Source organism: Azospira oryzae (assembly GCF_004217225.1).
Taxonomy (GTDB): domain Bacteria; phylum Pseudomonadota; class Gammaproteobacteria; order Burkholderiales; family Rhodocyclaceae; genus Azospira; species Azospira oryzae.
The window spans coordinates 676652-698848 of the sequence record NZ_SHKM01000001.1; the positions used below are offsets into that span (position 1 = coordinate 676652).

The window sequence follows — 22197 nt, forward strand, 5'->3', positions numbered from 1 at the left end:
TGCATGCCGCGCAATCATGTTGCGGCTGGGAAAAACCTTCTGGTCTCACGGCGCAGCGCCTCTTTCAGGCCGAGACGAAAATCCGTTTCAGTATATTCAAAATGCCCGACGTTAGCAAAAATTCCGTAACACGGGCCACCATCGGCGAAGACGAGCAGGGCCAGCGCCTGGACAACTACCTCCTGCGGGTATGCAAGGGGGTTCCCAAGAGCCACATCTACCGCATTCTCCGCAGTGGCGAGGTCCGCGTTAACAGCAAGCGTGCCGATGCGGCCTATCGCATCCAGGCTGGCGACATCCTGCGCATTCCGCCGATCCGGGTTGCTGCCCGGCCGGATGAGGTGGCGGCCGCCGAAGTGGCCGGCCAGGCGGTGAAGGCCGATTTGCCCCTTTTGTATGAGGATGATGCCCTGTTGGCTGTAAACAAGCCGGCCGGCATCGCGGTCCACGGGGGGAGTGGTGTGTCCTTCGGCGTCATCGAGGCCCTGCGCCATCAGCGGCCCCAGGCCAAGTTGCTGGAGCTGGCCCACCGTCTCGACCGGGAAACCTCCGGGATACTCCTGGTGGCGAAGAAGCGCTCGGCCCTGACGGCCCTGCACGACATGTTCCGTGAAGGTGGGGCAGGGCGGGGCGCCGACAAGCGCTATCTGGTGGCGGTGCAGGGGCGCTGGATGGACCCGCTGCGCCATTGCCGGCAGGCGCTTCACAAATATCTGTTGGACAACGGCGAGCGCCGAGTGCGGGTCGATCCGGAGGGCAAGCCGTCCCATACGGTTTTCCGCCTGGTGGCCCGATGGCAGCGTTTCAGTCTGCTGGAAGCGGAACTGAAGAGCGGTCGCACCCATCAGATACGGGTGCATCTGGCGCACCTGGGATATCCCATCCTGGGTGATGACAAATATGGGGATTTCGCCCTGAACCGGGAATTGCAGCGGGAAGGGTTGAAACGCATGTTCCTTCACGCCTGGAGAATGCGCTTTCCCCATCCCCTGACCAAGGAAGCCATGAGCCTGGAGGCGCCCTTGCCGCCGGCTCTGGCCAGTTTCCTGCATCATCTGTCCGAAAGTGAAGTTCAGGATTATGGCGAAGCGTTTTGATCTAGTTGTCTTCGACTGGGATGGCACCCTGCTCGACTCCGCCGCAGCCATCGTCAGCGCCATCCAGGCGGCCTGTGTCGATCTGGGGCTGCCGGTGCCCATCGATGCCCAGGCGCGCCATGTGATCGGCCTGGGCCTGTCGGACGCCTTGCGCAGCGCCGTGCCGGACCTGGAACCGGCCCAGTATCCGCTGATGGTGGAGCGCTACCGCCATCATTATCTGTCCCGGGACCACGAACTGGCCCTGTTTGCCGGTGCGGTGGAACTGGTGCGGGAACTTGAGGCGGCCGGGCATCTGCTGGCCGTGGCAACCGGCAAGAGCCGGTTGGGACTGGATCGTGCCCTCAAGGTCAGTGGCCTGGGCCCCCATTTTCACTCCAGCCGCTGTGCCGACGAGTGCTTCTCCAAGCCTCATCCCCAGATGCTGGAAGAATTGATGGCGGAACTGGCCGTCGCCCCGGAGCGCACGGTCATGATCGGCGACACCACCCATGACTTGCAGATGGCGCGCAATGCGGGAGTGGATGCCCTGGCGGTCAGCTATGGTGCCCATGAGCCCGAGGTGCTGCTGGCCCACGGACCCCTGGAAACCTTCTCCCGGCTGGAAGACCTGGCGGCATGGCTACGTCACCACGCCTGATTTGCGCCTCCGGCGATCTGCTCGAAGGTGGCGCCGGCGTGCGTTTCAGCGTGCCGCGCGCGGGCGGTGATGTTCCTGCATTTGCGGTGCGCTTTGACGGTGTGGTGCGGGCCTATCTCAACCGCTGCGCCCATGTGCCCATCGAGCTGGATTGGCAGCCGGGCGAATTTTTCGATCACTCGAAGCTATACTTGGTTTGCGCCACCCATGGCGCTCTTTACGCGCCGGAATCCGGCGCCTGCCTTGGCGGCCGTTGCAATGGCCGGGGGCTGACGCCGGTGGCCGTGACTGAGCAGGATGGCCTTGTTTATTTTCTTGAATCGGATTGACCCAACGTGGATACCCCGACCTTGCCCCCTCCCGATTTTGGCCCCAAGCACGGCAATGATGCAGCCTGGGAGCGGAAGACCCTGGAAAAGCTGGCGTTTGCCTCCCTGGCCGAGCAGAAGACCCGGCGTCGCTGGGGCATCTTCTTCAAGCTGCTGGGTTTCGCTTATCTGACGGTCGTCCTGGCGCTGACGTTTGACTGGGGTGACACGGAAAAACTGGCTGATGGCCGCCATACCGCCCTAGTGCAACTGAAGGGGGTCATTGATTCCAGTGGCGAGGCCAGCGCGGACAAGATCAATTCCGCCTTGCGCTCTGCTTTCGAGGACAAGGGTACGGCCGGCGTCATCCTGCGCATCAACAGCCCCGGCGGCAGTCCGGTCCAGTCCGGCATCATCAACGATGAAATCCGCCGCCTGCGCGGCAAGTACCCGGATATTCCCCTGTACGTCGTGGTTGAGGATGTTTGTGCTTCCGGCGGCTATTACGTGGCTGCCGCGGCCGACAAGATTTTCGTGGACAAGGCCAGTCTGGTGGGTTCCATCGGTGTGTTGATGGACGGTTTCGGTTTTACCGGGACCATGGACAAGCTTGGCGTGGAGCGGCGCCTGCTGACTGCCGGCGAAAACAAGGGCTTCCTCGATCCCTTCTCGCCCCAGGACCCGAAGCAGAAGCTGATGGCTCAGACCATGCTCGGCGAAATCCACAAGCAGTTCATCGATGTGGTCAAGAAGGGGCGTGGCCAGCGTCTCAAGGAAACCCCGGACATGTTCTCCGGCTTGGTGTGGACCGGTGCCCGCAGCATCGAGCTGGGTCTGGCTGACGACTTTGGTACGGTGAGCAGTGTGGCCAGGGATGTAATCAAGGCCGAAAAGGTGATGGACTACACCCAGAAGGAAAACATCGCTGAGCGCTTTGCCAAACGTTTTGGCGCCGACATGGTGCAAGGGGCGGTCAAGGCCCTGGGGCAGGCCAGCCAGCCCCAGGCCCGTTAAGTCCGGCTCCTAGACGGAAAGGAAGAGGAAAACCGTCGGCTCCTTGGCGACGGGATCTTCTTCCTTGCGCCACTGGGCTACGCTCAGGGTGCGTAGGCGCTGTTGGGGCAGGGTCAGGCTGCTGGCCAGGCAGAGCAGGGTGGAGGGCGCCAGGTGTTGCAGCAGGCTGTTGAGCATCTGGGTGTTGCGATAGGGTGTCTCGATGAACATCTGGGTCTGGTTCTGGCGCCGTGATTCCTGCTCCAGCGCCTTGAGGCGCTTGCCGCGCTCATCTTCCTTGGCTGGCAGGTAGCCGTGAAAGGCGAAGCGCTGGCCGCACAGGCCGGACCCCATTAGGGCCAACAGCAGGGAAGAGGGGCCGATCAGCGGCACCACGGTAATGCCTTCCTGCTGGGCCAGGCGAATCAGGTCCGCGCCCGGGTCGGCAACGCCCGGGCACCCTGCTTCCGATACCAGGCCCACGTCAAATCCCTGGCGTAAAGGTTGCAGCAGCCCTTCCAGGGCATTGGCCCGGGTGTGCTCGTTCAATTCCTGAATCTGGATTTCCTGCAGGGGGACCGGAATCTCCAGGCTTTTGAGAAATGCCCGGGCACTTTTGGCGTTCTCGGCAATGAAGTGCCGCAACTGCCTGGCCTGTTCGCAGACGGGGGCGGGCAGAACCGCAGCGGGAGGGGTGGGGCCCAGAGGCACCGGAATCAGAAGGAGGGTGCCGCGAGGGAGGGGCTGGGGGGCGCTCATGGCGATGCGTCCTTAAAGAATAGGGAAGGCTTCGGCTCTCAGCATGTCGCAGAGGGCGATCAGGGGCAGTCCGATGAGGGCGTTGGGATCGTCCCCCTCCATTTTGGCGATGAGGCTGATGCCCAGCCCTTCGGCCTTGGCGCTGCCGGCGCAGTTGTAGGGAGTCTCGGCGCGCAGGTAGCGCTCGATCTCGCCGTCGCTCAGCTGGCGGAAGGTGACCAGGGTCGGGATGCCCCGGACCTGGGTGCGACCGGTACTGCTGTTGTAGAGGCACAGGCCGGTATAGAAGTTAACCGTGCGCCCCCGCATCTGCTGCAGTTGTGCCACGGCACGCTCATGGTTGCCCGGTTTTCCGAAAACCTGCCCATCCAGGCAGGCCACCTGGTCGCTGCCGATGATCAGTGCAGCGGGGTGTTGGGCAGCCACGGCCCTGGCCTTGGCTTCGGAAAGGCGCAGCGCGGTCTGCTCCGGGCTCTCGCCTGCGAGCGGGGTTTCGTCTACTGCTGGGTTTTCCGTGGCAAAGGGCAGGCGCAGGCGGGCCAGGAGTTCCCGGCGAAAAGGGGAGGTGGAAGCCAGAATCAGGGCGGGCTGGGGCAGTGTGGGCATTAGAAATGGAGAGGTGAGTTCGGGCAGAAAAGCGCTGCCCATGAGGGGGAATGAGGCGGTGCGGTAAAAAACGCGGATAAGTCTTTGCCTTTGTTGTTGAAACCCTAATTTCGGCCCGCGTTTTTCTTTGACATGCAAAGCCGAAAATAATATCATCCGCGCCTTATGTCGCAACAGGTTGTGATCGATAGTCTGGCTTTTGCGCGTGACGCCCGTCGTTTGGAAGGTGATCTCGCCATGGCCGACATGCCCCGGGTGCATGATCTGCTGACGGAAGTCAGCGGTAGTGTGCACTACCGGCTTACCGGCCGGATCGGCGCGCTGGGCAAGTCCCAGTTGCTGCTGCAGTTGGATTGCTTCGTGCCGCTGCGTTGTCAGCGCTGCATGGAGCGCCTGGATTTTCCGCTTCACGTCGAGTCCGTACTCGAGTTGGTGGAAAGTGAGGCCGATCTGACCCAGGAGGATCTGGAAGATGATTCCAGGGACTTTCTCCCGGCGGAAAAGAAACTCGATGTACTGGCGCTGATCGAGGACGAGGTCATTCTCGCCCTGCCGGTGGTGCCGCGTCACGATAGTTGCAGCCTCCCCGGAGGCGGCGAGAAATCGGTGAAGGAATCTCCCTTCGCCGTGCTTGCCGGCCTCAGTAAGGCTTAATGATTTTTTAGGAGCTAGTTATGGCCGTTCAACAGAACAAAAAGTCCCCGTCCAAGCGTGGCATGCATCGTTCCCACGACTTCCTGACCACCCCCGCTACCGCCGTTGAACCCACCACCGGCGAAGTGCACCTGCGTCACCACATCAGCCCCAACGGTTTCTACCGCGGCAAGAAGGTCACCAAGGCTAAGGGCGAGTAATCCCCTTAGACGAGGCAGGCAGTTCCCCGCGAGGGGAGGACTGCCTGCCTTTTCTTTTACCCAATTCGAGTCCTCGGATGGGAATCACCATTGCTATCGATTGCATGGGCGGGGACCACGGTCCCAACGTCACCGTGCCGGCTGCGCTCGACTTCTTGAGCCGCAACGCGGACGCCCGTGTCATTTTGGTCGGCCTGGAGGAAAAACTCCGGGCGATCCTGCCTGCTCCCGTGCCGGAACGGGTCGCCATCCGCCATGCGTCCGAAGTGGTGGCCATGGACGAGCCGCCAGCCCTGGCCCTGCGCAACAAAAAAGACTCTTCCATGCGGGTTGCCATCAACCTGGTCAAGGAAGGGGAGGCGGACGCCTGTATTTCCGCCGGCAATACGGGGGCCCTGATGGCCATTTCCCGTTTCGTCCTGAAAATGTTGCCCGGTATCGACCGGCCGGCCATCTGCGCCGTGCTGCCCACGGTCAAGGGCCATGTCCATGTGTTGGACATGGGGGCCAACGTGGACTGCTCGCCGGAGCACCTGCTGCAGTTCGGCATCATGGGGGCCATGCTGGTGGCCGCCGTGGATCACCGCGAGCAGCCGACGGTGGGCATTCTCAACATCGGCGAAGAAGACATCAAGGGCAATGAGGTGGTCAAGCAGGCCGCCGAGTTGCTGCGCAATTCGGGTCTCAACTTCATCGGTAACGTCGAAGGTGATGGCGTGTACAAGGGTGAGGCCGAAGTCGTGGTTTGTGACGGCTTTGTCGGCAACGTGGCCCTCAAGACGTCCGAAGGCCTGGCCCAGATGTTGTCCACCTTCCTGCGTCAGGAGTTTGGACGCAACCTCTTTACCAAGCTGGTTGCCCTTCTGGCGCTACCGGTGCTCAAGGGCTTCAAGCGCCGCGTCGATCATCGTCGCTACAACGGTGCCAGCCTGCTCGGGCTCAAGGGCATCGTCGTCAAGAGCCATGGCTCGGCCGATGCCTACGGTTTCCGCCACGCCATCGAACGGGCTGCCGAGGAAGCAAGGGGGCAGGTGTTGAGCCGCATTGCCGACCAGGTTGCCCGTCACGTTTCCAGTTCCTCTCAAGCGGCTGCCGTAGCGGCCCAGGAGTCTGCCTAATATGTATGCCAAGATTACCGGGGTCGGCAGCTATCTGCCGGCCCAGGCCGTGAGCAACGACGATCTGGTGGCCCGCGGGGTCGATACCAGCGACGAATGGATTGCCACCCGTACCGGTATTCGTAATCGGCACCTGGCGGAACCCGGCCAGACCTCCAGCGATCTCGGTTTCGAAGCGGCTCGCCGGGCCCTGGAGATGGCCGGCGTGGATGCGGCCGAGCTGGACCTGATCATCGTCGCCACCTCCACTCCCGATTTCATCTTCCCCAGCACCGCCTGTCTGCTGCAGAGCAAACTGGGCAACAAGGGGGCAACCTGCTTCGACGTGCAGGCCGTCTGCGCCGGCTTTGTCTATGCGCTGAGCATTGCGGAGAAGTTCGTCCGTTCCGGCTCCCACAAGAAGGCACTGGTGGTTGGCGCCGAAGTTTTCTCCCGCATCCTGGACTGGAACGACCGGGGTACCTGCGTGCTCTTCGGCGACGGCGCCGGTGCCGTGGTGCTGGAAGCCTCCGATGCACCCGGCATCCTTGCCACCGCCCTGCATGCGGACGGCAGCCACCATGGCATTCTTTCGGTGCCTGGCAATGTGGCCGGCGGTGCGGTGATCGGCGATCCCTTCCTGCGCATGGATGGCCAGGCCGTGTTCAAGTTCGCCGTGCGCGTCCTTGCCGACGTGGCGGCCGAGACCTGCGCGGCCGCCGGGGTGGCGACTTCCGATGTGGATTGGCTGGTGCCGCACCAGGCCAATCTGCGCATCATCGATTCCACCGGCAAGAAGCTGGGCATCCCCAGCGACAAGGTGGTGGTGACCGTGGACCGCCACGGCAATACTTCCGCTGCATCCGTGCCCCTGGCGCTGGATACGGCAGTGCGCGACGGACGCATCCAGCGCGGACAGAAGGTGCTGCTGGAAGGCGTCGGCGGCGGCTTCACCTGGGGCGCCGTGCTGTTCCAGTTCTAACTGCATTCAAGCTCTCAGAGGTTAATTCCCATGGCTTTTGCGTTCGTATTTCCCGGTCAAGGTTCCCAGGCAGTCGGCATGATGGCGGCCTACGGCGATTCCGCCGTGGTCCGTGCCACGTTCGATGAAGCATCCGCCGCCTTGGGCGAAGACCTGTGGCAGATGGTGGCCGAAGGTCCGGCCGAAGTGCTGTCCCAGACGGTGAATACCCAGCCTGTCATGCTAACCGCCGGCATCGCCGCCTGGCGCCTGTGGCTGGACAAGGGGGGCAAGGTGCCGGCCGTTGTCGCCGGCCACAGTCTGGGTGAGTATTCCGCCCTGGTGGCCGCCGGCGCCCTGCAGTTCAAGGATGCCGTGCCCCTGGTGCGGCTGCGGGCCGCAGCCATGCAGGAGGCCGTGCCTCTTGGCACCGGCGCCATGGCCGCCATTCTTGGCCTGGACGACGACGGCATTCGCGCCGCCTGTGCCGAAGCGGCCCAGGGCGAGGTGGTGGAACCGGTCAATTTCAACGCTGCCGGCCAGACCGTCATCGCCGGCCACAAGGCCGCCGTGGAACGGGCCATGGAAGTGTGCAAGACCAAGGGCGCCAAGCGCGCCGTGGCCCTGCCGGTGTCCGCCCCGTTCCATTCCTCCCTGATCCGCCCGGCCGCCGACAAGCTGGCTGCGCGCCTGGCGGAACTGGAATTGCAGGCGCCCCGTATTCCCGTGGTCAATAACGTGGATGTGGCCGTGGAAAACGATCCTGCCCGCATTCGCGATGCCCTGGTGCGTCAGGCCTATAATCCGGTGCGCTGGGTCGAGACGATCCAGAAAATGGCTGCCATGGGCGTCACCGTGGTGGCAGAATGCGGTCCCGGCAAGGTGCTGGCCGGCCTGACCAAGCGCTGTGCCGATGGCGTCAATGGTGTGGCCCTGGCCGACCTGGCTGCCATCGAAGCCAATATCAACCTGGAGTAAAACCATGCTGCAAGGACAAATTGCCCTCGTTACCGGCGCTTCCCGGGGTATCGGCAAGGCAGTGGCTCTGGAACTGGCCCGCCTGGGCGCCACCGTGGTTGGCACCGCCACCAGCGAAGACGGTGCCGGCAAGATTTCCGCCTACCTCGCCGAGGCCGGCGCCAAGGGGCGCGGTGCGCTCCTCGAAGTGCGTGACCAAGCCCAGGTGGATGCCCTGATCGCCGCTCTGGAAAAGGAGTTCGGCGCAGTCTCCATTCTCGTCAACAATGCCGGCATAACCCGGGACAACCTGGCCATGCGCATGAAGGACGACGAGTGGGATGCGGTCATCGACACCAACCTGAAGGCCGTCTTCCGCCTTTCCAAGGCCGTCATGCGCGGCATGATGAAGGCCCGCGCCGGCCGCATCATCAATATCACTTCCGTGGTCGGCCATGCCGGCAATCCGGGGCAGGCCAATTACTGCGCGGCCAAGGCCGGCGTTTCCGGCATGACCCGTTCCCTGGCCCGGGAGCTGGGCAGCCGCAACATCACGGTCAACTGCGTCGCCCCTGGCTTCATCGATACCGACATGACCAAGGCTCTGGACGACAAGCAGAAAGAAGGTTTGCTGGGTAACATTCCCCTGGGCCGCCTCGGCAGCCCGGAGGACATCGCCGCCGCCGTAGCTTTCCTGGCCTCCCCGGCCGCAGGCTACGTGACCGGCAGCACCATCCATGTCAACGGCGGTATGTATATGGATTAATGGCGGTTTTCCGCCTGAGGATCCCGCGTTTTGTAAGCGCGGGGCGTTTTGGTAAAATAAGCAAGTTTGTCTGATACCCGATAACAGGGAAGGAGTCCTGAATGGAAAACCTGGAACAGCGCGTTAAGAAGATCGTTGCCGAGCAACTGGGCGTCAACGAAGCCGACATCAAGACCGAGTCCTCCTTTGTGGATGACCTGGGTGCCGACTCTCTGGATACCGTCGAGCTGGTGATGGCCCTCGAAGAAGAATTCGAGACCGAGATCCCCGACGAAGACGCCGAGAAGATCACCACCGTGCAACAAGCCATCGATTACGTTCTGTCCCACAAGAAGTAATCACCCGGGTACGGGACTTCCCTGCCAACCGGCGCCTTCGTGGCGCCGGTCCAGCATTGATGCAGGGAGCCCGCCCTTCCGCAGTATTCTGTATCACCTCTCCCCTCATTCTTTCCGGAGCTAAAGTTGGCACGTCGTCGCGTCGTCATCACCGGGCTGGGGCTTGTTTCCCCGGTCGGTAACAGCGTTGAAGAAGCTTGGCAAAACCTCCTGGCCGGTCGCTCCGGTATTACTGCCATCACCAAGTTCGATGCATCCACTTTCCCCACCCGCATTGCCGGGGAAGTGAAGAACTTCGATATCGGCGCCTACATTTCCGCCAAGGACGCCCGCCGCATGGATACCTTCATCCATTACGGCATGGCGGCCGGCATCCAGGCCATCAAGGATGCCGGGCTTGAAGCCAATCCGGTCGATGCGGAGCGCATCGGCGTGGCGATCGGTTCCGGCATCGGTGGCCTGCCCCTGATCGAGAACACCAAGGACGATTACATCGCCGGCGGTGTGCGCAAGATTTCCCCCTTCTTCGTTCCCGGTTCGATCATCAACATGATCTCCGGCAACCTGTCCATCCTGTATGGCTACAAGGGTCCCAATATCGCCGTGGTGACCGCCTGTACTACCGGCACCCACAACATCGGCGAAGCTGCCCGCCTCATCGAGTACGGCGATGCCGACGTGATGATTGCCGGCGGTGCCGAGTCCACCGTGACCCCCCTGGGCATGGGCGGCTTCTGCGCTGCCCGGGCCCTGTCCACCCGCAACGACGATCCCACCACCGCCAGCCGGCCCTGGGACAAGGATCGTGACGGCTTCGTGCTGGGCGAGGGTGGCGGCGCCATGGTGCTGGAAGAGTATGAGCATGCCAAGGCCCGGGGCGCCCGCATTTATGCGGAGCTGGCAGGCTACGGCATGAGCGGCGATGCTTACCACATGACCGCTCCCAGCACTGATGGTCCGAAGCGTTCCATGCTCAATGCCCTGCGCAATGCCGGCGTGAACCCTGACCAGGTGCAGTACCTGAATGCCCATGGTACTTCCACGCCCCTGGGCGACAAGAACGAAACCGATGCCATCAAGCTGGCCTTCGGCGATGCCGCCAAGGGTCTGGTGGTGAATTCCACCAAGTCCATGACCGGCCACCTGCTGGGCGGCGCCGGCGGCATCGAGTCCATCTTCAGCGTCCTGGCGGTGCATCACCAGGTTTCCCCGCCCACCATCAACATTTTCGAGCAGGATCCGGAATGTGATCTGGACTACTGTGCCAACACGGCTCGGGAAATGAAGATCGACGTGGCCCTGAAGAACAACTTCGGCTTCGGCGGCACCAACGGTTCCCTGGTGTTCAAGCGCATCTGACCGAGACCAACGGGATGAGGTTGCCGCTGCTTCTGCAACTGCAACCCTCCCGCCGCCTGGCAATGCTGTTCGTTGCCTTGCACGCCGCCGCTTCTGGCGGCGTTTTCATTTTGGGCTGGAATATCTGGGCAACGCTTGGCCTGCTGGCTTTGCTGCTCGTTTCCCTGGCCTTCACCCTGCGGCGCCACTATGGGCGGCATCCGGCCTGGGTACGCCTGGGGCAGAAGGGGGAGCTGGCCTGGGGCCAGGGGGGGAAGGAAAGTCCCCGGCTGCGGTTGCTGCCGGGGACTTGCTGGCGTCATCTGGTGGTGCTGCGCTACCGCCTGGAGCAGGAGGACGGGACCTGGTCCCGTCCCCGTGCCGTGTGCCTGCTGGCGGACAGCCTGGCTGACGAGGTGTCGTTCCGCCAGCTGCGGGTGTGGCTGGGCTGGCGGGCCAAATTCAGGGACGACGGGATTTTCTGAGGATGGTGTTGCGCGGCTTGGGCAGCAGGCCGGGGTAGTCGCGGCTGAAGTGCAGGCCGCGGCTTTCCTTGCGTTTGAGGGCACAGCGGACGATCAGGTCGGCCGTCACCACCAGATTGCGCAGTTCAATGAGGTCGTGGCTGACCCGGAAGTGGGTGTAGAACTCGTTGATTTCCCGCATCAGCAGGCGGATGCGGTGCTGGGCCCGCTGCAGGCGCTTGGTGGTGCGCACGATGCCGACGTAGTCCCACATGAAGCGGCGCAGTTCGTCCCAGTTGTGGGAAATGACGATTTCCTCATCCGGGTCGGAAACCCGGCTTTCATCCCACTGGGGCAGGGCAGGGATGGCGACCTTGGGCTGGGCCTTGATGTCGGCCACGGCTGCTTCGGAGAAGACCACGCATTCCAGCAGGGAGTTGGAGGCGAGACGGTTGGCGCCGTGCAGGCCGGAGCAGGAGGCTTCGCCGGCGGCGTAGAGGCCGGCGATGTCGGTGCGGGCCTTGAGGTCGGTGATGATGCCGCCGCAGGTGTAGTGGGCGGCCGGCACCACCGGGATCGGGTCCTTGCTGATGTCGATGCCCAGTTCCAGGCAACGGGCGTGGATGTTGGGGAAGTGCTCCAGCAGGAATTCCTTGGGCTTGTGGGAAATGTCCAGGAAGACGCAATCCAGGCCCCGCTTTTTCATCTCGAAGTCGATGGCCCGGGCCACCACGTCCCGCGGCGCCAGCTCCGCCCGCGGGTCATGGTCGGGCATGAAGCGGGTGCCGTCCGGCAGGCGCAGAATGCCGCCTTCGCCCCGTACCGCCTCTGAAATGAGGAAAGACTTGGCCTGGGGGTGGTAAAGGCAGGTGGGATGGAACTGGATGAATTCCATGTTGGCCACCCGGCATCCGGCCCGCCAGGCCATGGCAATGCCGTCACCGGTGGAGGTGTCCGGATTGGTGGTGTAGAGATAGACCTTGCCGGCACCGCCGGTGGCAATCATGGTGGCCTGGGCGCCGATGGTGCTGACTTCGCCGCTGCGGGTGTCCAGGGCATAGGCGCCGTAGCAGCGCTGCTCAGGCAGGCCCAGCTTGGCGCCGGTGATGAGGTCGATGGCGATGTGCTGTTCCAGCACAGTGATGTTGGGATGCTGGCGCACCTTGCGCGTCAGGGTGTCCTGTACCGCCAGGCCGGTGGCATCGGCCACGTGGATGACCCGGCGGGTGCTGTGGCCGCCTTCCCGGGTCAGGTGGTAGCCCTTTTCGTCCTTGGTGAAGGGGACGCCCTGCTCGATCAGCCAGTCGATGGCCCGCCGCCCGTTTTCGACGACGTAGCGGGTGGCCTTGGCGCCGTTGAGGTGGCCGCCGGCTTCGAAGGTGTCGCGGATGTGGGCTTCGATGGAATCCTGGCTGTCCAGCACGGCGGCAATGCCGCCCTGGGCCCAGGCGCTGGCACTGTCTTCCAGGCTGCGCTTGCTGATGAGGCCGACCTTGTGGGTGTCCGCCAGGCGAAGGGCGGCGGACTGTCCTGCCAGGCCGCTGCCGATGATGAGTACGTCAAAATGCTGGACCACGATGCGCTTTCTTGGTGTGCGGCTTGCATCCGCGACCGAACTGGACCGCGGGGACCGTAGGGCTGACAACTATAGCACGAGAGGGGCGCCGGGGCTTGTAGGCCGGCCGTTGCCGCATCCGGGCTGGTGGCTCGCGGCGGCTTACGGGATTTCCCCACGGGGCGGGTGGGTCGTGGCCCGGCGTGGCTTGCGTTATACTTCGGCTGCCTGTGGTGTGCGATGGAGCGCGATGAGGCGCTTTTCCGCCATCACCCCTAATCCTTACAAAGGTATTTATACAGCATGAGCGAACGCGAGATTGACCAAAAGCTGGTCGAGCGGGCGCAATCCGGCGACAAAAAGGCCTTCGAGCTGCTGGTGGCCAAGTACCAGCGCAAACTGGGCCGCCTCCTGTCCCGATTCATCCGTGACCCGGCCGAGGTGGAAGACGTGGCCCAGGAAGCCTTCATCAAGGCTTACCGGGCCTTGCCTTCCTTCCGCGGCGACAGCGCGTTCTACACCTGGCTGTACCGTATCGGCATTAATACGGCCAAGAACTATCTGGTGGCCCAGGGCCGCCGGGCGCCCACTTCCACCGAGTTCGACTCCGAAGAGGCGGAAACCTTCGATGACGGCGAGCAGCTGCGGGACATCAACACGCCGGAGAATCTGCTGCTCTCCAAGCAGATCGGCGAGACGGTGAATGCGGCCATGGATGCCCTGCCGGAAGAACTGCGTACCGCCATCATGCTGCGGGAGCTTGAAGGCCTGAGCTACGAAGAAATCGCCAAGATCATGGATTGTCCCATCGGCACCATCCGTTCCCGCATCTTCCGGGCCCGGGAGGCGGTGGCGACCAAGCTGCGTCCCCTGCTCGACACCACTCCCGACCGGCGCTGGTAGGCTGTAGCGCTGCCGCCGCCGGATTCCTTCTCCGGTCCGGGGCTTCGTCAGCCGTGATGGCCTGGTGCAAAGGCGGGCAAAATTCCTTTTCCCACACATGTTTGAGCTTTCCCCATGATTGAAACCCAAGCAACCGTGACCGCGCTGGAAGGCGACTATGCCCTGGTGGAGGCCAGCCAGGGCGGTTGCGGGCGCTGCCATGAGCCGGGCGGTTGCGGCGGCAACAATGCCTCCCAGCTTTTCTGTCACGGGCCGCGCCACTTTCGCGTACTCAATCCGCTGGGTGTGAAGGTGGGCGAGAAGGTAGTGGTGGGGGTGCCGGACGGGGCCGTCTCCCACAGCGTCCTGGTGCTCTACCTGCTGCCTCTGGCGTTGCTGGTGCTCGGCGCCGTGGCCGGCGCCGCGCTCATGCCCGGGGCCCGGGACGCGGCTGCTGCCGCAGGCGCCCTGTTCGGAGGGCTCCTGGCCTGGTTCCTGGCGCGTCGCCTGCAGGCCAGGGATGTCCAGTCCCCTCGCTTTCAGCCCGTCATCCGCCAACGTCTCTAAGGTATCCCCATGTCCAGGAGTCGCTCTGCCATGAAACGTCTTGTCGTCCTCCTGTATCTCTGCTGCCTTGCAGCAGTCGCCCAGGCTGCCGATAGCCGGGGCCTGCCCGACTTTGCCGACCTGGTGGAAAAATACGGCAATACGGTGGTCAACATCAGCACCACCCAGGTGGTGCGGCAGAAGCGGGGAGTCATGCCATTCCCCTTCGACGAGGACGACCCCCTGTTCGATTTCTTCCGCCGCTTCGGGCCTTCCGGCCCCTTCGGCCAGGGGCAGCCCGGCGGCGCCGTGCCCCGGGAGTTCGAGAGCAAGTCCCTGGGGTCCGGCTTCATCATCAGCGGTGACGGCTACGTGCTGACCAACGCCCACGTGGTAGACCAGGCCGACGAAATCACCGTGCGCCTGACCGACAAGCGGGAATTCCGGGCCAAGGTGATCGGCGCCGACAAGCGCACCGATGTGGCCCTGATCAAGATCGAGGCCAGCAACCTGCCTGCGGTCCGCTTCGGCGACCCGGCCGGGCTGAGGGTAGGGGAGTGGGTGGTGGCTATCGGTTCCCCTTTCGGCTTTGACAATTCGGTGACGGCCGGCATCGTCAGTGCCAAGGGGCGCTCCCTGCCCCAGGAGAACTACGTTCCCTTCATCCAGACCGACGTGGCCATCAATCCCGGCAATTCGGGCGGCCCCCTGTTCAACATGAAGGGCGAGGTGGTGGGCATCAATTCCCAGATCTACAGCCGCTCCGGCGGTTACCAGGGAATCGCCTTCGCCATTCCCATCGATGTGGCCATGGACATCCAGGGCCAGCTGCGGGCTTCGGGCAAGGTCAGCCGGGGGCGTATCGGTGTGGTGATCCAGGAAGTGACCAAGGAACTGGCCGATTCCTTCGGCCTGGCCAAGCCCGCCGGCGCCATCGTCAATGCGGTGGAGCCGGGTGGTCCGGCAGAAAAGGCCGGGGTCGAGGCGGGCGATGTGATCCTCCGTTTCGACGGCAAGGCTGTGGGCGCTTCCAGCGACCTGCCGCGATTGGTGGGCGCCACCCGACCCGGTTCCCGGGTGTCCCTGCAGGTCTGGCGCAAGGGCGCAGCCCGGGACCTGACCCTCACCGTGGCCGAAATGCCGGCGGACGACAAAGCCGATGGCAAGGCGGCCAAGAAAGGCAAGGCTGTCGAGCCCCAGGTGAATCGCCTGGGTCTGGTGGTGTCCGAGCTATCGGCCGAGCTGCGGCGTGAGCTGAAGGTGGCCGGCGGCCTGCTGGTCGAGGACGTGCGGGGTGCTGCGGCCCGCTCCGAGCTGCGGCCCGGGGACGTCATCCTGGCCCTCATCAGCAAGGGGGTTACCAGCGAACTGCGTTCGACGGAGCAGTTCAACCGGCTGTTGGCCCAGTTCGACAAGGGTGCCAACGTGACCTTGCTCATCCGCCGGGGCGACATGCAGACCTTCGTCACGGTCAAGGGGCTCAATGGTGGCAACTGAGTCGATTCTGCAGGCCGGGCCTGTCCTGCAGCTCCTGGGGCGGGTCTATTGCCATCTGTGCCATGACATGGAGGCGGCCCTGGCACCGATTGCCGATGAATACGGCGCTGCCGTCGAGGTGATCGATGTGGACGAGGACGAGTCCCTGGAGCAACGCTGGGGCGAACTGGTGCCCGTGTTGCTGCATGGCGGCGAAGAGATTTGCCACTACTTCCTGGACGAGGCAGCAGTCCGTGAAGTTTTGGCCAAAATCCGCTAGAATCCGCGCTTTCCGGCCAAATTCAAAAGGGTGCTGCACAGCACCCTTTTTACCATATGCAACACATCCGCAATTTTTCCATCATCGCCCACATCGACCACGGCAAATCCACCCTGGCCGACCGCATCATCCACCTCTGTGGCGGCCTTTCCGACCGGGAAATGGAAGCCCAGGTGCTCGACTCCATGGACCTGGAGCGGGAGCGCGGCATCACCATCAAGGCCCAGACGGCCGCCCTCAGTTACAAGGCGCGGGACGGCCAGGTCTATAACCTGAACCTGATCGACACCCCGGGGCACGTGGACTTCTCCTATGAAGTTTCCCGCTCCCTCTCCGCCTGCGAAGGCGCCCTGCTGGTGGTGGATGCCTCCCAGGGCGTGGAAGCCCAGACCGTGGCCAACTGCTATACGGCTCTGGACCTGGGGGTGGAGGTGGTGCCGGTGCTGAACAAGATCGACCTGCCGTCGGCCAACCCGGATGGTGCCCGCCAGGAAATCGAGGACGTCATCGGCATCGACGCCACGGACGCCGTTCTGGCCTCGGCCAAGACCGGCCTGGGGGTGGAGGACATCCTGGAAGCGGTGATCGCCAAGATTCCGCCTCCCGTCGGCGACCCCGAGGCGCCGCTGAAGGCCCTGCTGATCGACTCCTGGTTCGACAACTACGTCGGCGTGGTGATGTTGGTCCGTGTCGTGGACGGGGTGCTCAAGCCCAAGGACAAGATTCGCCTGATGTCTACCGGCGCCGTGCATCTGTGCGAGCAGGTCGGCGTGTTCACCCCCAAGTCCCTGGCGCGCAACGAACTGCGGGCCGGACAGGTGGGTTTCATCATTTCCGGCATCAAGGAACTGCATGCCGCCAAGGTGGGCGACACGGTCACCCTGGTGGAGCGTCCCGCCGCCGAGGCGCTGCCCGGCTTCAAGGAAATCAAGCCCCAGGTGTTCGCCGGCCTCTACCCGGTGGAATCCAACCAGTACGACCAGTTGCGCGACTCCCTGGAGAAGCTGCGCCTCAACGATGCTTCCCTGCAGTTTGAGCCGGAAGTCTCCCAGGCCCTGGGCTTCGGCTTCCGCTGCGGCTTCCTCGGCCTGCTGCACATGGAAATCGTGCAGGAGCGCCTGGAGCGGGAATTCGACCAGGACCTGATTACCACCGCGCCCACCGTGGTTTATGAAGTGGTGATGCGGGACGGTTCCGTGGTCCAGGTGGAGAACCCCTCCAAGCTGCCGGAAGTTGGCAAGTTCGATGAAATCCGCGAACCCATCATCACGGCCACCATTTTTGTGCCCCAGGACTATCTGGGCAGCGTCATCACTCTGTGCAACGCCAAGCGCGGCAACCAGGTGGACATGCACTACCACGGCCGCCAGGTGAAGCTGGTCTATGAAATGCCCATGGCCGAAGTGGTGATGGATTTCTTCGACAAGCTGAAGTCCGTCTCCCGGGGTTATGCCTCCCTGGACTACGAGTTCAAGGAATACCGGGCTGCCGACGTGGTCAAGGTGGACATCCTCATCAACAGCGAAAAGGTGGATGCCCTGTCCATCATCGTGCACCGGGCCAACGCCCCCTACCGGGGTCGGGAACTGGCGGCCAAGATGCGCGAGCTGATTCCGCGCCAGATGTACGAAGTGGCCATCCAGGCCGCCATCGGCTCCAACATCATTGCCCGGGAAAACGTCAAGGCCATGCGCAAGGACGTGCTGGCCAAGTGTTACGGCGGCGACATCACCCGGAAGAAGAAGCTGCTGGAGAAGCAGAAGGCCGGCAAGAAGCGCATGAAGCAGGTGGGCAGTGTGGAGATTCCCCAGGAAGCCTTCCTCGCCGTGCTGCGCGTCGATAGCAAGTAAAGGACATCGTCTTGAATTTCGCTCTGATCCTCTTCCTGCTGCTGCTGGCCAGCGGCGCCATCTGGGCCGTGGATTCCCTGTGGCTGGCCAAGCGGCGCCCGGCCGGAGCCAAGGACCCCTGGTGGGTGGAATACGGTGCCGGCTTTTTCCCGGTGATCCTGGTGGTGTTCGGCCTGCGCTCCTTCGTGGTCGAGCCCTTCAAGATTCCCTCGGGCTCCATGATTCCGACCCTGCTGGTGGGCGATTTCATCCTGGTGAACAAATACACCTACGGCATCCGCCTGCCGGTGATCAACAAGAAGATCATCGAGGTGAGCCAGCCCCAGCGCGGCGAAGTCATGGTGTTCCGTTTCCCTGAGGATCCGTCCCTGGATTACATCAAGCGGGTGGTCGGGGTGCCGGGCGACAAGGTGGCTTATCAGAACAAGCGCCTGTCCATCAACGGCAAGCCCCTGGACATCCAGCCCCAGGACGATTTCCTGCATTCGGAGCGGCTGTACTACTCCAAGCAGTACAGCGAAGTCCTGGGGGCGGTGGACCACCGCTTCCTCAACGACGACGATGCGCCGGCCTTCATTCGCGACGCCTCCCAGTTTCCGGGCCGGGAGAATTGTATTTACAATAACGCGGGCGTCATCTGTACGGTGCCGCCGGGACACTACTTCGTCATGGGCGACAACCGGGACAACAGCCGGGATAGCCGGGCCTGGGGTTTCGTCCCCGACGAGAACATCGTCGGCAAGGCTTTTTTCATCTGGTTCAATTTCAACGACCTGAGCCGCATCGGCCGTTTCAACTGAGTTACGGGAGAGCGCAATGCTGAATAAGCATCAACGGGGGGTGAGTCTTTCCGGGTTGCTGATGTGGAGTGTGATCATCGTTCTCGTCCTGATCACCGGCATGAAGGTGGTGCCGCCGGTGATCGAGTATGTGTCGATCGTCAAGAACATCAAGGCGATGACTGCCGACAGCCAGCTGGCCGGCGCCACGGTGAGCGATATCCGCAAGGCTTTCGACAAGCGGGCCGAGGTCGGCTACATCGACGTCATCAAAGGTTCCGATCTCGACATCAGCAAGGACGGCAGCGATCTCGTCATTTCCTTCGCCTATGCCAAAAAAATCCCCCTGGCAGGTCCGGTGAGCTTGTATATCGATTTTCAGGGCAGCAGCAAGGGCAAGGGTGGCTGAAAAAATCCGTTTGACGGCTCCCCAGGCCGCGTTTTCCCGTCGCTTGGGCCATGAATTTGCCGATCCCTCCCTGCTGCGCACGGCGCTGACCCACCGCAGCCACAGTTCGCCCCATAACGAGCGCCTGGAATTCCTCGGCGACAGCATCCTCAACTGCGTCGTCGCCCACCTCCTGTTCGAGCGTTTCCCCCAGCTGCCCGAGGGCGATCTGTCCCGGCTGCGGGCCAATCTGGTGAAGAAGGATACCCTCCACGAACTTGCCCTGGGGCTGAATCTGGGGGAACAGTTGCGGCTCGGAGAAGGGGAGTTGAAGAGCGGCGGCCATACCCGCCCGTCGATCCTGGCCGATGCCCTGGAAGCCCTGTTTGGCGCCGTTTACCTGGATGCGGGCTTCGACCGTGCCAAGGTCGTGGTGGGCAACCTGTTTACGGCCAAGCTGGACGCCATCGCTCCCGATCAGCCGATCAAGGACCCCAAGACCCGCCTGCAGGAATACCTGCAGGCGCGGCGCCAGCCCTTGCCGGTCTATACCCTGGCGGCCACCGACGGCCAGGCCCACCTGCAGCAGTTCAGGGTGCTGTGCGAGGTTGCCTCTGCCGCCCTGCAAACCGAAGGTCAGGGCAGCAGTCGCCGCGCTGCCGAACAGGAGGCCGCCTCGCGGGCTCTGGAGAAACTCAAAGCATGAATACCGAAAAGCAAATCCGTTCCGGCTACGTGGCCATCGTCGGCCGTCCCAACGTGGGCAAGTCCACCCTGCTTAACCGCCTGGTGGGGGAGAAAATTTCCATCGTCTCCCGCAAGGCCCAGACCACCCGCCACCGCATCACCGGCATCCTCACCAACGACGATGCCCAGTTCGTCTTCGTCGACACCCCGGGCTTCCAGACCGAACACACCAACGCCCTCAACCGGGCCATGAACCGGGGCGTGACCCAGACCCTGGCGGATGTGGACGTGGTGCTGTTCGTGGTTGAGGCCGGCCGTTTCGACGCCAAGGACAAGGCTGTGCTCAAGCTGCTGCCGGAAGACCGGCCGGTGATCCTGGTGGTGAACAAGGTGGACAAGATCGCCGAGAAGGAAAAGCTGCTGCCTTTCCTGGCCGCAGTCACCGCCGAGCGCAGTTTCACCGCCGTGGTGCCGGTTTCCGCCACCAAGGGCAAGCAGCTGGAGCAGTTGCTTGCCGAAGCCCGCCAGTATCTGCCCCATGAAGAACTGCTGTTTGCCGAGGACGAACTGACCGACCGCAGCGAGCGGTTCCTGGCTTCCGAATACATCCGGGAAAAGCTGTTCCGCCTGCTGGGCGACGAACTGCCGTATTCCACCACGGTGGAAATCGAGAAGTTCGAGGTGGAAGGCAATCTGCGCCGCATCTACGCCGCCATCGTGGTGGACCGGGACGGCCACAAGGCCATCGTCATCGGCAAAGGCGGCGAGACCATCAAGCGCATCGCCACCGAGGCCCGCCAGGACATGGAAAAGCTGTTCGACGGCAAGGTCTACCTGGAAGTGTGGGTCAAGGTGAAGTCCGGCTGGAACGACGACGAGCGCCTGCTGCGCAGCCTGGGCTACGAGTAAGCGTCTTTTCCTCCCCTCCGGGCTTTCGCCATGCAACGGCAAAAGGTAGACGGCCAGCCCGCCTACGTCCTCCACACCTATCCCTTTCGGGAAACCAGTCTCATCGTCGAGGCCTTCACCCGGGATTTCGGCCGGGTGGCTCTGCTGGCTCGGGGCGCCCGGCGGCCTCGTTCCGCCATCCGCGGCCTGCTGCTGGGTTTCCAGCCCCTGGAGGTCTCCTGGGCAGGCAAGGGCGAAGTGCTGACCCTGATGAAGGCCGAATGGCAGGGCGGCCAGCCGCTGCTGGCCGGCCACGCCCTTTTTTGCGGCTATTATCTGAATGAGCTGCTGCTGCACCTGCTGCCCCGGGAAGACGCCCACGAAGCCCTCTACGCCGCCTATGCCGAAACCCTGCGCTGCTTTGCCGACGGCGTGCAGGAGGCGGACCTGCGCCGCTTCGAAAAATCCCTGTTGCAGGAACTGGGCTATGGCCTGACCCTGGCCACGGATGCGGAGGGCAGGGCGGTGGAAAGCGCCGGCCACTATGCCTACCAGATCGAGCGGGGGCCGGTACGCTTGTCCCGGCCCGGGGATTCGGCCCTCTCGGTGTCGGGCAAGACACTGCTGGACCTGGCTCACGAGGATTTTTCCGATACCCGTTCCCTGGCCGAGGCCAAGCAGCTGATGCGGGCTTTGATGGCCCATTACCTGGACGGCAAGCAGTTGGAGACCCGGAAGATTTTCCGGGAGTTGCAGGAACTCTGAGGCAGACGCTTCTCGGCGGCTACCCTGAAGTCGACACTTTGCAGCAGGAATATTGAGGTTTAACACCATGAGCATCGAACTCGGCGTCAATATCGACCACGTGGCCACCATCCGCCAGGCCCGCCGCACCTACGAACCGGACCCGGTGTGGGCCGCCGTGGAAGCCCAGCTGGGAGGGGCCGACGGCATCACCGTGCACCTGCGGGAAGACCGCCGCCACATCTGCGACCAGGACGTGGAGCGCCTCAAGTTCACCACCCAGATCAAGCTCAACCTGGAGATGGCGGCCACCGACGAAATGGTGGGCATCGCCTGCCGCCTCAAGCCCGAAATGGCCATGCTGGTGCCCGAAGGCCGCCACGAGGTGACCACCGAGGGCGGGCTGGATGTGGCCGGCCAGGAAGCCCGCCTGAAGGACGTGGTGGCCCGCCTGGCCGATGCCGGCATTGTCACCAGCGTCTTCATCGACGCCGAACTGCCCCAGGTGGAAGCGGCCGCCCGCATCGGCGCCAAGGTCTGCGAAATCCACACCGGCCCCTACGCCCACGCCTTCTACAACCAGGGGCGAGATGAGGAAAGCCCGGCCGTGCTGGCCGAGCTGGCCAAGGTGCGGAATGCCGGCGAAGCCATCCGGGGCCTCGGCATGCGCTTCAACGCCGGCCACGCCCTCAACTACTACAACGTCCAGCCCATCGCCGCCCTGGCGGGCATCAAGGAGCTGCACATCGGCCACGCCATCGTCAGCCGCGCCGTCTTCGTCGGCCTGCGGGAAGCGGTGCGGGAGATGAAGCAGCTGCTGCTCGGTGCGGCGGGGCGGTAAAGGCGAAGCCACAGAGGGCACAGAGAACACAGAGGGTGAACCGTCCCCGCTGCAAACCCGGCGGGACGACTCATCGCTCAGGTCTCAGCATTCAGGTCAATAA

The 22197-nt window shown here is 63.4% G+C and carries 27 protein-coding genes; 24 read left to right on the plus strand and 3 right to left on the minus strand.

Annotated features, from left to right (window positions below; all coding sequences use genetic code 11):
* The first annotated feature begins 101 nt into the window (after positions 1–101).
* From EV678_RS03065 to EV678_RS03080, 4 genes are read left to right on the plus strand one after another with little or no spacing between them, the layout of a single operon-like run.
* Positions 102–1097, plus strand: a complete 996-nt coding sequence (locus EV678_RS03065; RefSeq protein WP_014237489.1) for an RluA family pseudouridine synthase — start codon at positions 102–104, stop codon at positions 1095–1097.
* Complete coding sequence (locus EV678_RS03070) at positions 1081–1737, plus strand: HAD-IA family hydrolase (protein WP_130458476.1); 657 nt, start codon at positions 1081–1083, stop codon at positions 1735–1737. Before EV678_RS03065 ends, EV678_RS03070 begins: the two co-directional genes overlap by 17 nt.
* On the plus strand, positions 1716–2066 hold the full coding sequence (locus tag EV678_RS03075; protein ID WP_014237491.1) for a Rieske (2Fe-2S) protein: 351 nt from the start codon (positions 1716–1718) through the stop codon (positions 2064–2066). Before EV678_RS03070 ends, EV678_RS03075 begins: the two co-directional genes overlap by 22 nt.
* 6 nt (positions 2067–2072) lie before the next feature.
* Positions 2073–3059, plus strand: coding sequence for a S49 family peptidase (locus tag EV678_RS03080; protein ID WP_207222152.1), 987 nt, complete (start codon positions 2073–2075; stop codon positions 3057–3059).
* Between the two features lie 9 nt (positions 3060–3068).
* Here the strand turns inward: EV678_RS03080 and EV678_RS03085 are convergent, their stop codons facing one another.
* Together EV678_RS03085 and EV678_RS03090 are read right to left on the minus strand one after the other, a co-directional pair.
* Positions 3069–3797 carry an SAM-dependent methyltransferase gene (locus EV678_RS03085; protein WP_130458477.1) on the minus strand — a complete coding sequence of 243 codons (729 nt, stop codon included), beginning with the start codon at positions 3795–3797 and terminating at the stop codon, positions 3069–3071.
* A 12-nt stretch (positions 3798–3809) separates the two neighbouring features.
* Entirely contained in the window at positions 3810–4403 is a 594-nt protein-coding gene (locus tag EV678_RS03090; protein WP_130458478.1) for a Maf family nucleotide pyrophosphatase, read from the minus strand.
* A gap of 180 nt (positions 4404–4583) precedes the next feature.
* Here EV678_RS03090 and EV678_RS03095 point away from each other — a divergent pair, with 180 nt between their 5' ends.
* The 9 genes from EV678_RS03095 to EV678_RS03135 all read left to right on the plus strand — a co-directional run bounded on the left by EV678_RS03095 (position 4584) and on the right by EV678_RS03135 (position 11199).
* On the plus strand, positions 4584–5057 hold the full coding sequence (locus EV678_RS03095; protein WP_235832399.1) for a YceD family protein: 474 nt from the start codon (positions 4584–4586) through the stop codon (positions 5055–5057).
* 20 nt (positions 5058–5077) lie between these two features.
* Positions 5078–5257, plus strand: coding sequence for a 50S ribosomal protein L32 (gene rpmF, locus EV678_RS03100; RefSeq protein WP_014237496.1), 180 nt, complete (start codon positions 5078–5080; stop codon positions 5255–5257).
* Positions 5258–5334: 77 nt separating this feature from the next.
* Complete coding sequence (plsX, locus tag EV678_RS03105) at positions 5335–6375, plus strand: phosphate acyltransferase PlsX (protein ID WP_130458480.1); 1041 nt, start codon at positions 5335–5337, stop codon at positions 6373–6375.
* 1 nt (position 6376) lies between these two features.
* Positions 6377–7336, plus strand: a complete 960-nt coding sequence (locus tag EV678_RS03110; RefSeq protein WP_014237498.1) for a beta-ketoacyl-ACP synthase III — start codon at positions 6377–6379, stop codon at positions 7334–7336.
* Between the two features lie 30 nt (positions 7337–7366).
* Complete coding sequence (gene fabD / locus EV678_RS03115; RefSeq protein WP_130458481.1) at positions 7367–8293, plus strand: ACP S-malonyltransferase; 927 nt, start codon at positions 7367–7369, stop codon at positions 8291–8293.
* Positions 8294–8297: 4 nt separating this feature from the next.
* The gene (gene fabG / locus EV678_RS03120; RefSeq protein WP_130458482.1) at positions 8298–9038 is read left to right on the plus strand and encodes a 3-oxoacyl-ACP reductase FabG; all 741 of its coding nucleotides are present in this window, start codon (positions 8298–8300) and stop codon (positions 9036–9038) included.
* A 101-nt stretch (positions 9039–9139) separates the two neighbouring features.
* A complete protein-coding gene (acpP, locus tag EV678_RS03125; RefSeq protein ID WP_014237501.1) occupies positions 9140–9376 on the plus strand; it encodes an acyl carrier protein in 237 nt (78 codons plus the stop codon).
* A gap of 126 nt (positions 9377–9502) precedes the next feature.
* A complete protein-coding gene (gene fabF / locus EV678_RS03130) occupies positions 9503–10735 on the plus strand; it encodes a beta-ketoacyl-ACP synthase II (protein ID WP_130458483.1) in 1233 nt (410 codons plus the stop codon).
* Between the two features lie 14 nt (positions 10736–10749).
* Positions 10750–11199 (plus strand): protein YgfX, encoded by a 450-nt coding sequence (locus EV678_RS03135; RefSeq protein ID WP_130458484.1) that lies wholly within the window; start codon positions 10750–10752, stop codon positions 11197–11199.
* Here EV678_RS03135 and nadB read toward each other — a convergent pair.
* Positions 11177–12754 (minus strand): L-aspartate oxidase, encoded by a 1578-nt coding sequence (gene nadB, locus EV678_RS03140; protein ID WP_130458485.1) that lies wholly within the window; start codon positions 12752–12754, stop codon positions 11177–11179. The genes EV678_RS03135 and nadB overlap by 23 nt on opposite strands.
* A 282-nt stretch (positions 12755–13036) precedes the next feature.
* Here nadB and rpoE point away from each other — a divergent pair, with 282 nt between their 5' ends.
* From rpoE to EV678_RS03195, 11 genes are all read left to right on the plus strand, one after another.
* The gene (gene rpoE, locus EV678_RS03145) at positions 13037–13636 is read left to right on the plus strand and encodes an RNA polymerase sigma factor RpoE (RefSeq protein ID WP_014237505.1); all 600 of its coding nucleotides are present in this window, start codon (positions 13037–13039) and stop codon (positions 13634–13636) included.
* Positions 13637–13750: 114 nt separating this feature from the next.
* The gene (locus EV678_RS03150; RefSeq protein ID WP_130458486.1) at positions 13751–14182 is read left to right on the plus strand and encodes a SoxR reducing system RseC family protein; all 432 of its coding nucleotides are present in this window, start codon (positions 13751–13753) and stop codon (positions 14180–14182) included.
* A gap of 30 nt (positions 14183–14212) precedes the next feature.
* Positions 14213–15658: a DegQ family serine endoprotease gene (locus EV678_RS03155; RefSeq protein ID WP_130458487.1), complete on the plus strand. Its 1446-nt coding sequence runs from the start codon at positions 14213–14215 to the stop codon at positions 15656–15658.
* Positions 15645–15917, plus strand: a complete 273-nt coding sequence (locus EV678_RS03160; RefSeq protein ID WP_130458488.1) for a glutaredoxin family protein — start codon at positions 15645–15647, stop codon at positions 15915–15917. Before EV678_RS03155 ends, EV678_RS03160 begins: the two co-directional genes overlap by 14 nt.
* A gap of 56 nt (positions 15918–15973) precedes the next feature.
* The gene (gene lepA / locus EV678_RS03165) at positions 15974–17767 is read left to right on the plus strand and encodes a translation elongation factor 4 (protein WP_014237509.1); all 1794 of its coding nucleotides are present in this window, start codon (positions 15974–15976) and stop codon (positions 17765–17767) included.
* Positions 17768–17778: 11 nt separating this feature from the next.
* Positions 17779–18567, plus strand: a complete 789-nt coding sequence (lepB, locus tag EV678_RS03170) for a signal peptidase I (RefSeq protein WP_014237510.1) — start codon at positions 17779–17781, stop codon at positions 18565–18567.
* A gap of 16 nt (positions 18568–18583) precedes the next feature.
* On the plus strand, positions 18584–18955 hold the full coding sequence (locus tag EV678_RS03175; protein WP_130458489.1) for a DUF4845 domain-containing protein: 372 nt from the start codon (positions 18584–18586) through the stop codon (positions 18953–18955).
* Positions 18948–19640 carry a ribonuclease III gene (rnc, locus tag EV678_RS03180; protein ID WP_130458490.1) on the plus strand — a complete coding sequence of 231 codons (693 nt, stop codon included), beginning with the start codon at positions 18948–18950 and terminating at the stop codon, positions 19638–19640. The genes EV678_RS03175 and rnc overlap by 8 nt, the downstream gene beginning before the upstream one ends.
* Positions 19637–20530: a GTPase Era gene (gene era / locus EV678_RS03185; RefSeq protein ID WP_014237513.1), complete on the plus strand. Its 894-nt coding sequence runs from the start codon at positions 19637–19639 to the stop codon at positions 20528–20530. The genes rnc and era overlap by 4 nt, the downstream gene beginning before the upstream one ends.
* Positions 20531–20560: 30 nt before the next feature.
* On the plus strand, positions 20561–21274 hold the full coding sequence (recO, locus tag EV678_RS03190) for a DNA repair protein RecO (RefSeq protein WP_130458491.1): 714 nt from the start codon (positions 20561–20563) through the stop codon (positions 21272–21274).
* A gap of 67 nt (positions 21275–21341) precedes the next feature.
* Positions 21342–22094: a pyridoxine 5'-phosphate synthase gene (locus EV678_RS03195; protein WP_130458492.1), complete on the plus strand. Its 753-nt coding sequence runs from the start codon at positions 21342–21344 to the stop codon at positions 22092–22094.
* The last annotated feature ends 103 nt before the right edge of the window (positions 22095–22197 follow it).

Bases quoted from the DNA above. Each gene is read 5' to 3' on its own strand.
- recO (WP_130458491.1), top strand. From the start codon at position 20,561: ATGCAACGGCAAAAGGTAGACGGCCAGCCCGCCTACGTCCTCCACACC.
- EV678_RS03075 (WP_014237491.1), top strand. From the start codon at position 1,716: ATGGCTACGTCACCACGCCTGATTTGCGCCTCCGGCGATCTGCTCGAA.
- EV678_RS03135 (WP_130458484.1), top strand. From the start codon at position 10,750: ATGAGGTTGCCGCTGCTTCTGCAACTGCAACCCTCCCGCCGCCTGGCA.
- EV678_RS03150 (WP_130458486.1), top strand. From the start codon at position 13,751: ATGATTGAAACCCAAGCAACCGTGACCGCGCTGGAAGGCGACTATGCC.
- lepA (WP_014237509.1), top strand. From the start codon at position 15,974: ATGCAACACATCCGCAATTTTTCCATCATCGCCCACATCGACCACGGC.
- fabD (WP_130458481.1), top strand. From the start codon at position 7,367: ATGGCTTTTGCGTTCGTATTTCCCGGTCAAGGTTCCCAGGCAGTCGGC.
- rpoE (WP_014237505.1), top strand. From the start codon at position 13,037: ATGAGCGAACGCGAGATTGACCAAAAGCTGGTCGAGCGGGCGCAATCC.
- rpmF (WP_014237496.1), top strand. From the start codon at position 5,078: ATGGCCGTTCAACAGAACAAAAAGTCCCCGTCCAAGCGTGGCATGCAT.
- EV678_RS03195 (WP_130458492.1), top strand. From the start codon at position 21,342: ATGAGCATCGAACTCGGCGTCAATATCGACCACGTGGCCACCATCCGC.
- EV678_RS03155 (WP_130458487.1), top strand. From the start codon at position 14,213: ATGAAACGTCTTGTCGTCCTCCTGTATCTCTGCTGCCTTGCAGCAGTC.
- EV678_RS03110 (WP_014237498.1), top strand. From the start codon at position 6,377: ATGTATGCCAAGATTACCGGGGTCGGCAGCTATCTGCCGGCCCAGGCC.
- fabG (WP_130458482.1), top strand. From the start codon at position 8,298: ATGCTGCAAGGACAAATTGCCCTCGTTACCGGCGCTTCCCGGGGTATC.
- EV678_RS03160 (WP_130458488.1), top strand. From the start codon at position 15,645: ATGGTGGCAACTGAGTCGATTCTGCAGGCCGGGCCTGTCCTGCAGCTC.
- EV678_RS03085 (WP_130458477.1), bottom strand. From the start codon at position 3,797: ATGAGCGCCCCCCAGCCCCTCCCTCGCGGCACCCTCCTTCTGATTCCG.
- EV678_RS03090 (WP_130458478.1), bottom strand. From the start codon at position 4,403: ATGCCCACACTGCCCCAGCCCGCCCTGATTCTGGCTTCCACCTCCCCT.
- EV678_RS03070 (WP_130458476.1), top strand. From the start codon at position 1,081: ATGGCGAAGCGTTTTGATCTAGTTGTCTTCGACTGGGATGGCACCCTG.
- EV678_RS03065 (WP_014237489.1), top strand. From the start codon at position 102: ATGCCCGACGTTAGCAAAAATTCCGTAACACGGGCCACCATCGGCGAA.
- era (WP_014237513.1), top strand. From the start codon at position 19,637: ATGAATACCGAAAAGCAAATCCGTTCCGGCTACGTGGCCATCGTCGGC.
- plsX (WP_130458480.1), top strand. From the start codon at position 5,335: ATGGGAATCACCATTGCTATCGATTGCATGGGCGGGGACCACGGTCCC.
- acpP (WP_014237501.1), top strand. From the start codon at position 9,140: ATGGAAAACCTGGAACAGCGCGTTAAGAAGATCGTTGCCGAGCAACTG.
- EV678_RS03175 (WP_130458489.1), top strand. From the start codon at position 18,584: ATGCTGAATAAGCATCAACGGGGGGTGAGTCTTTCCGGGTTGCTGATG.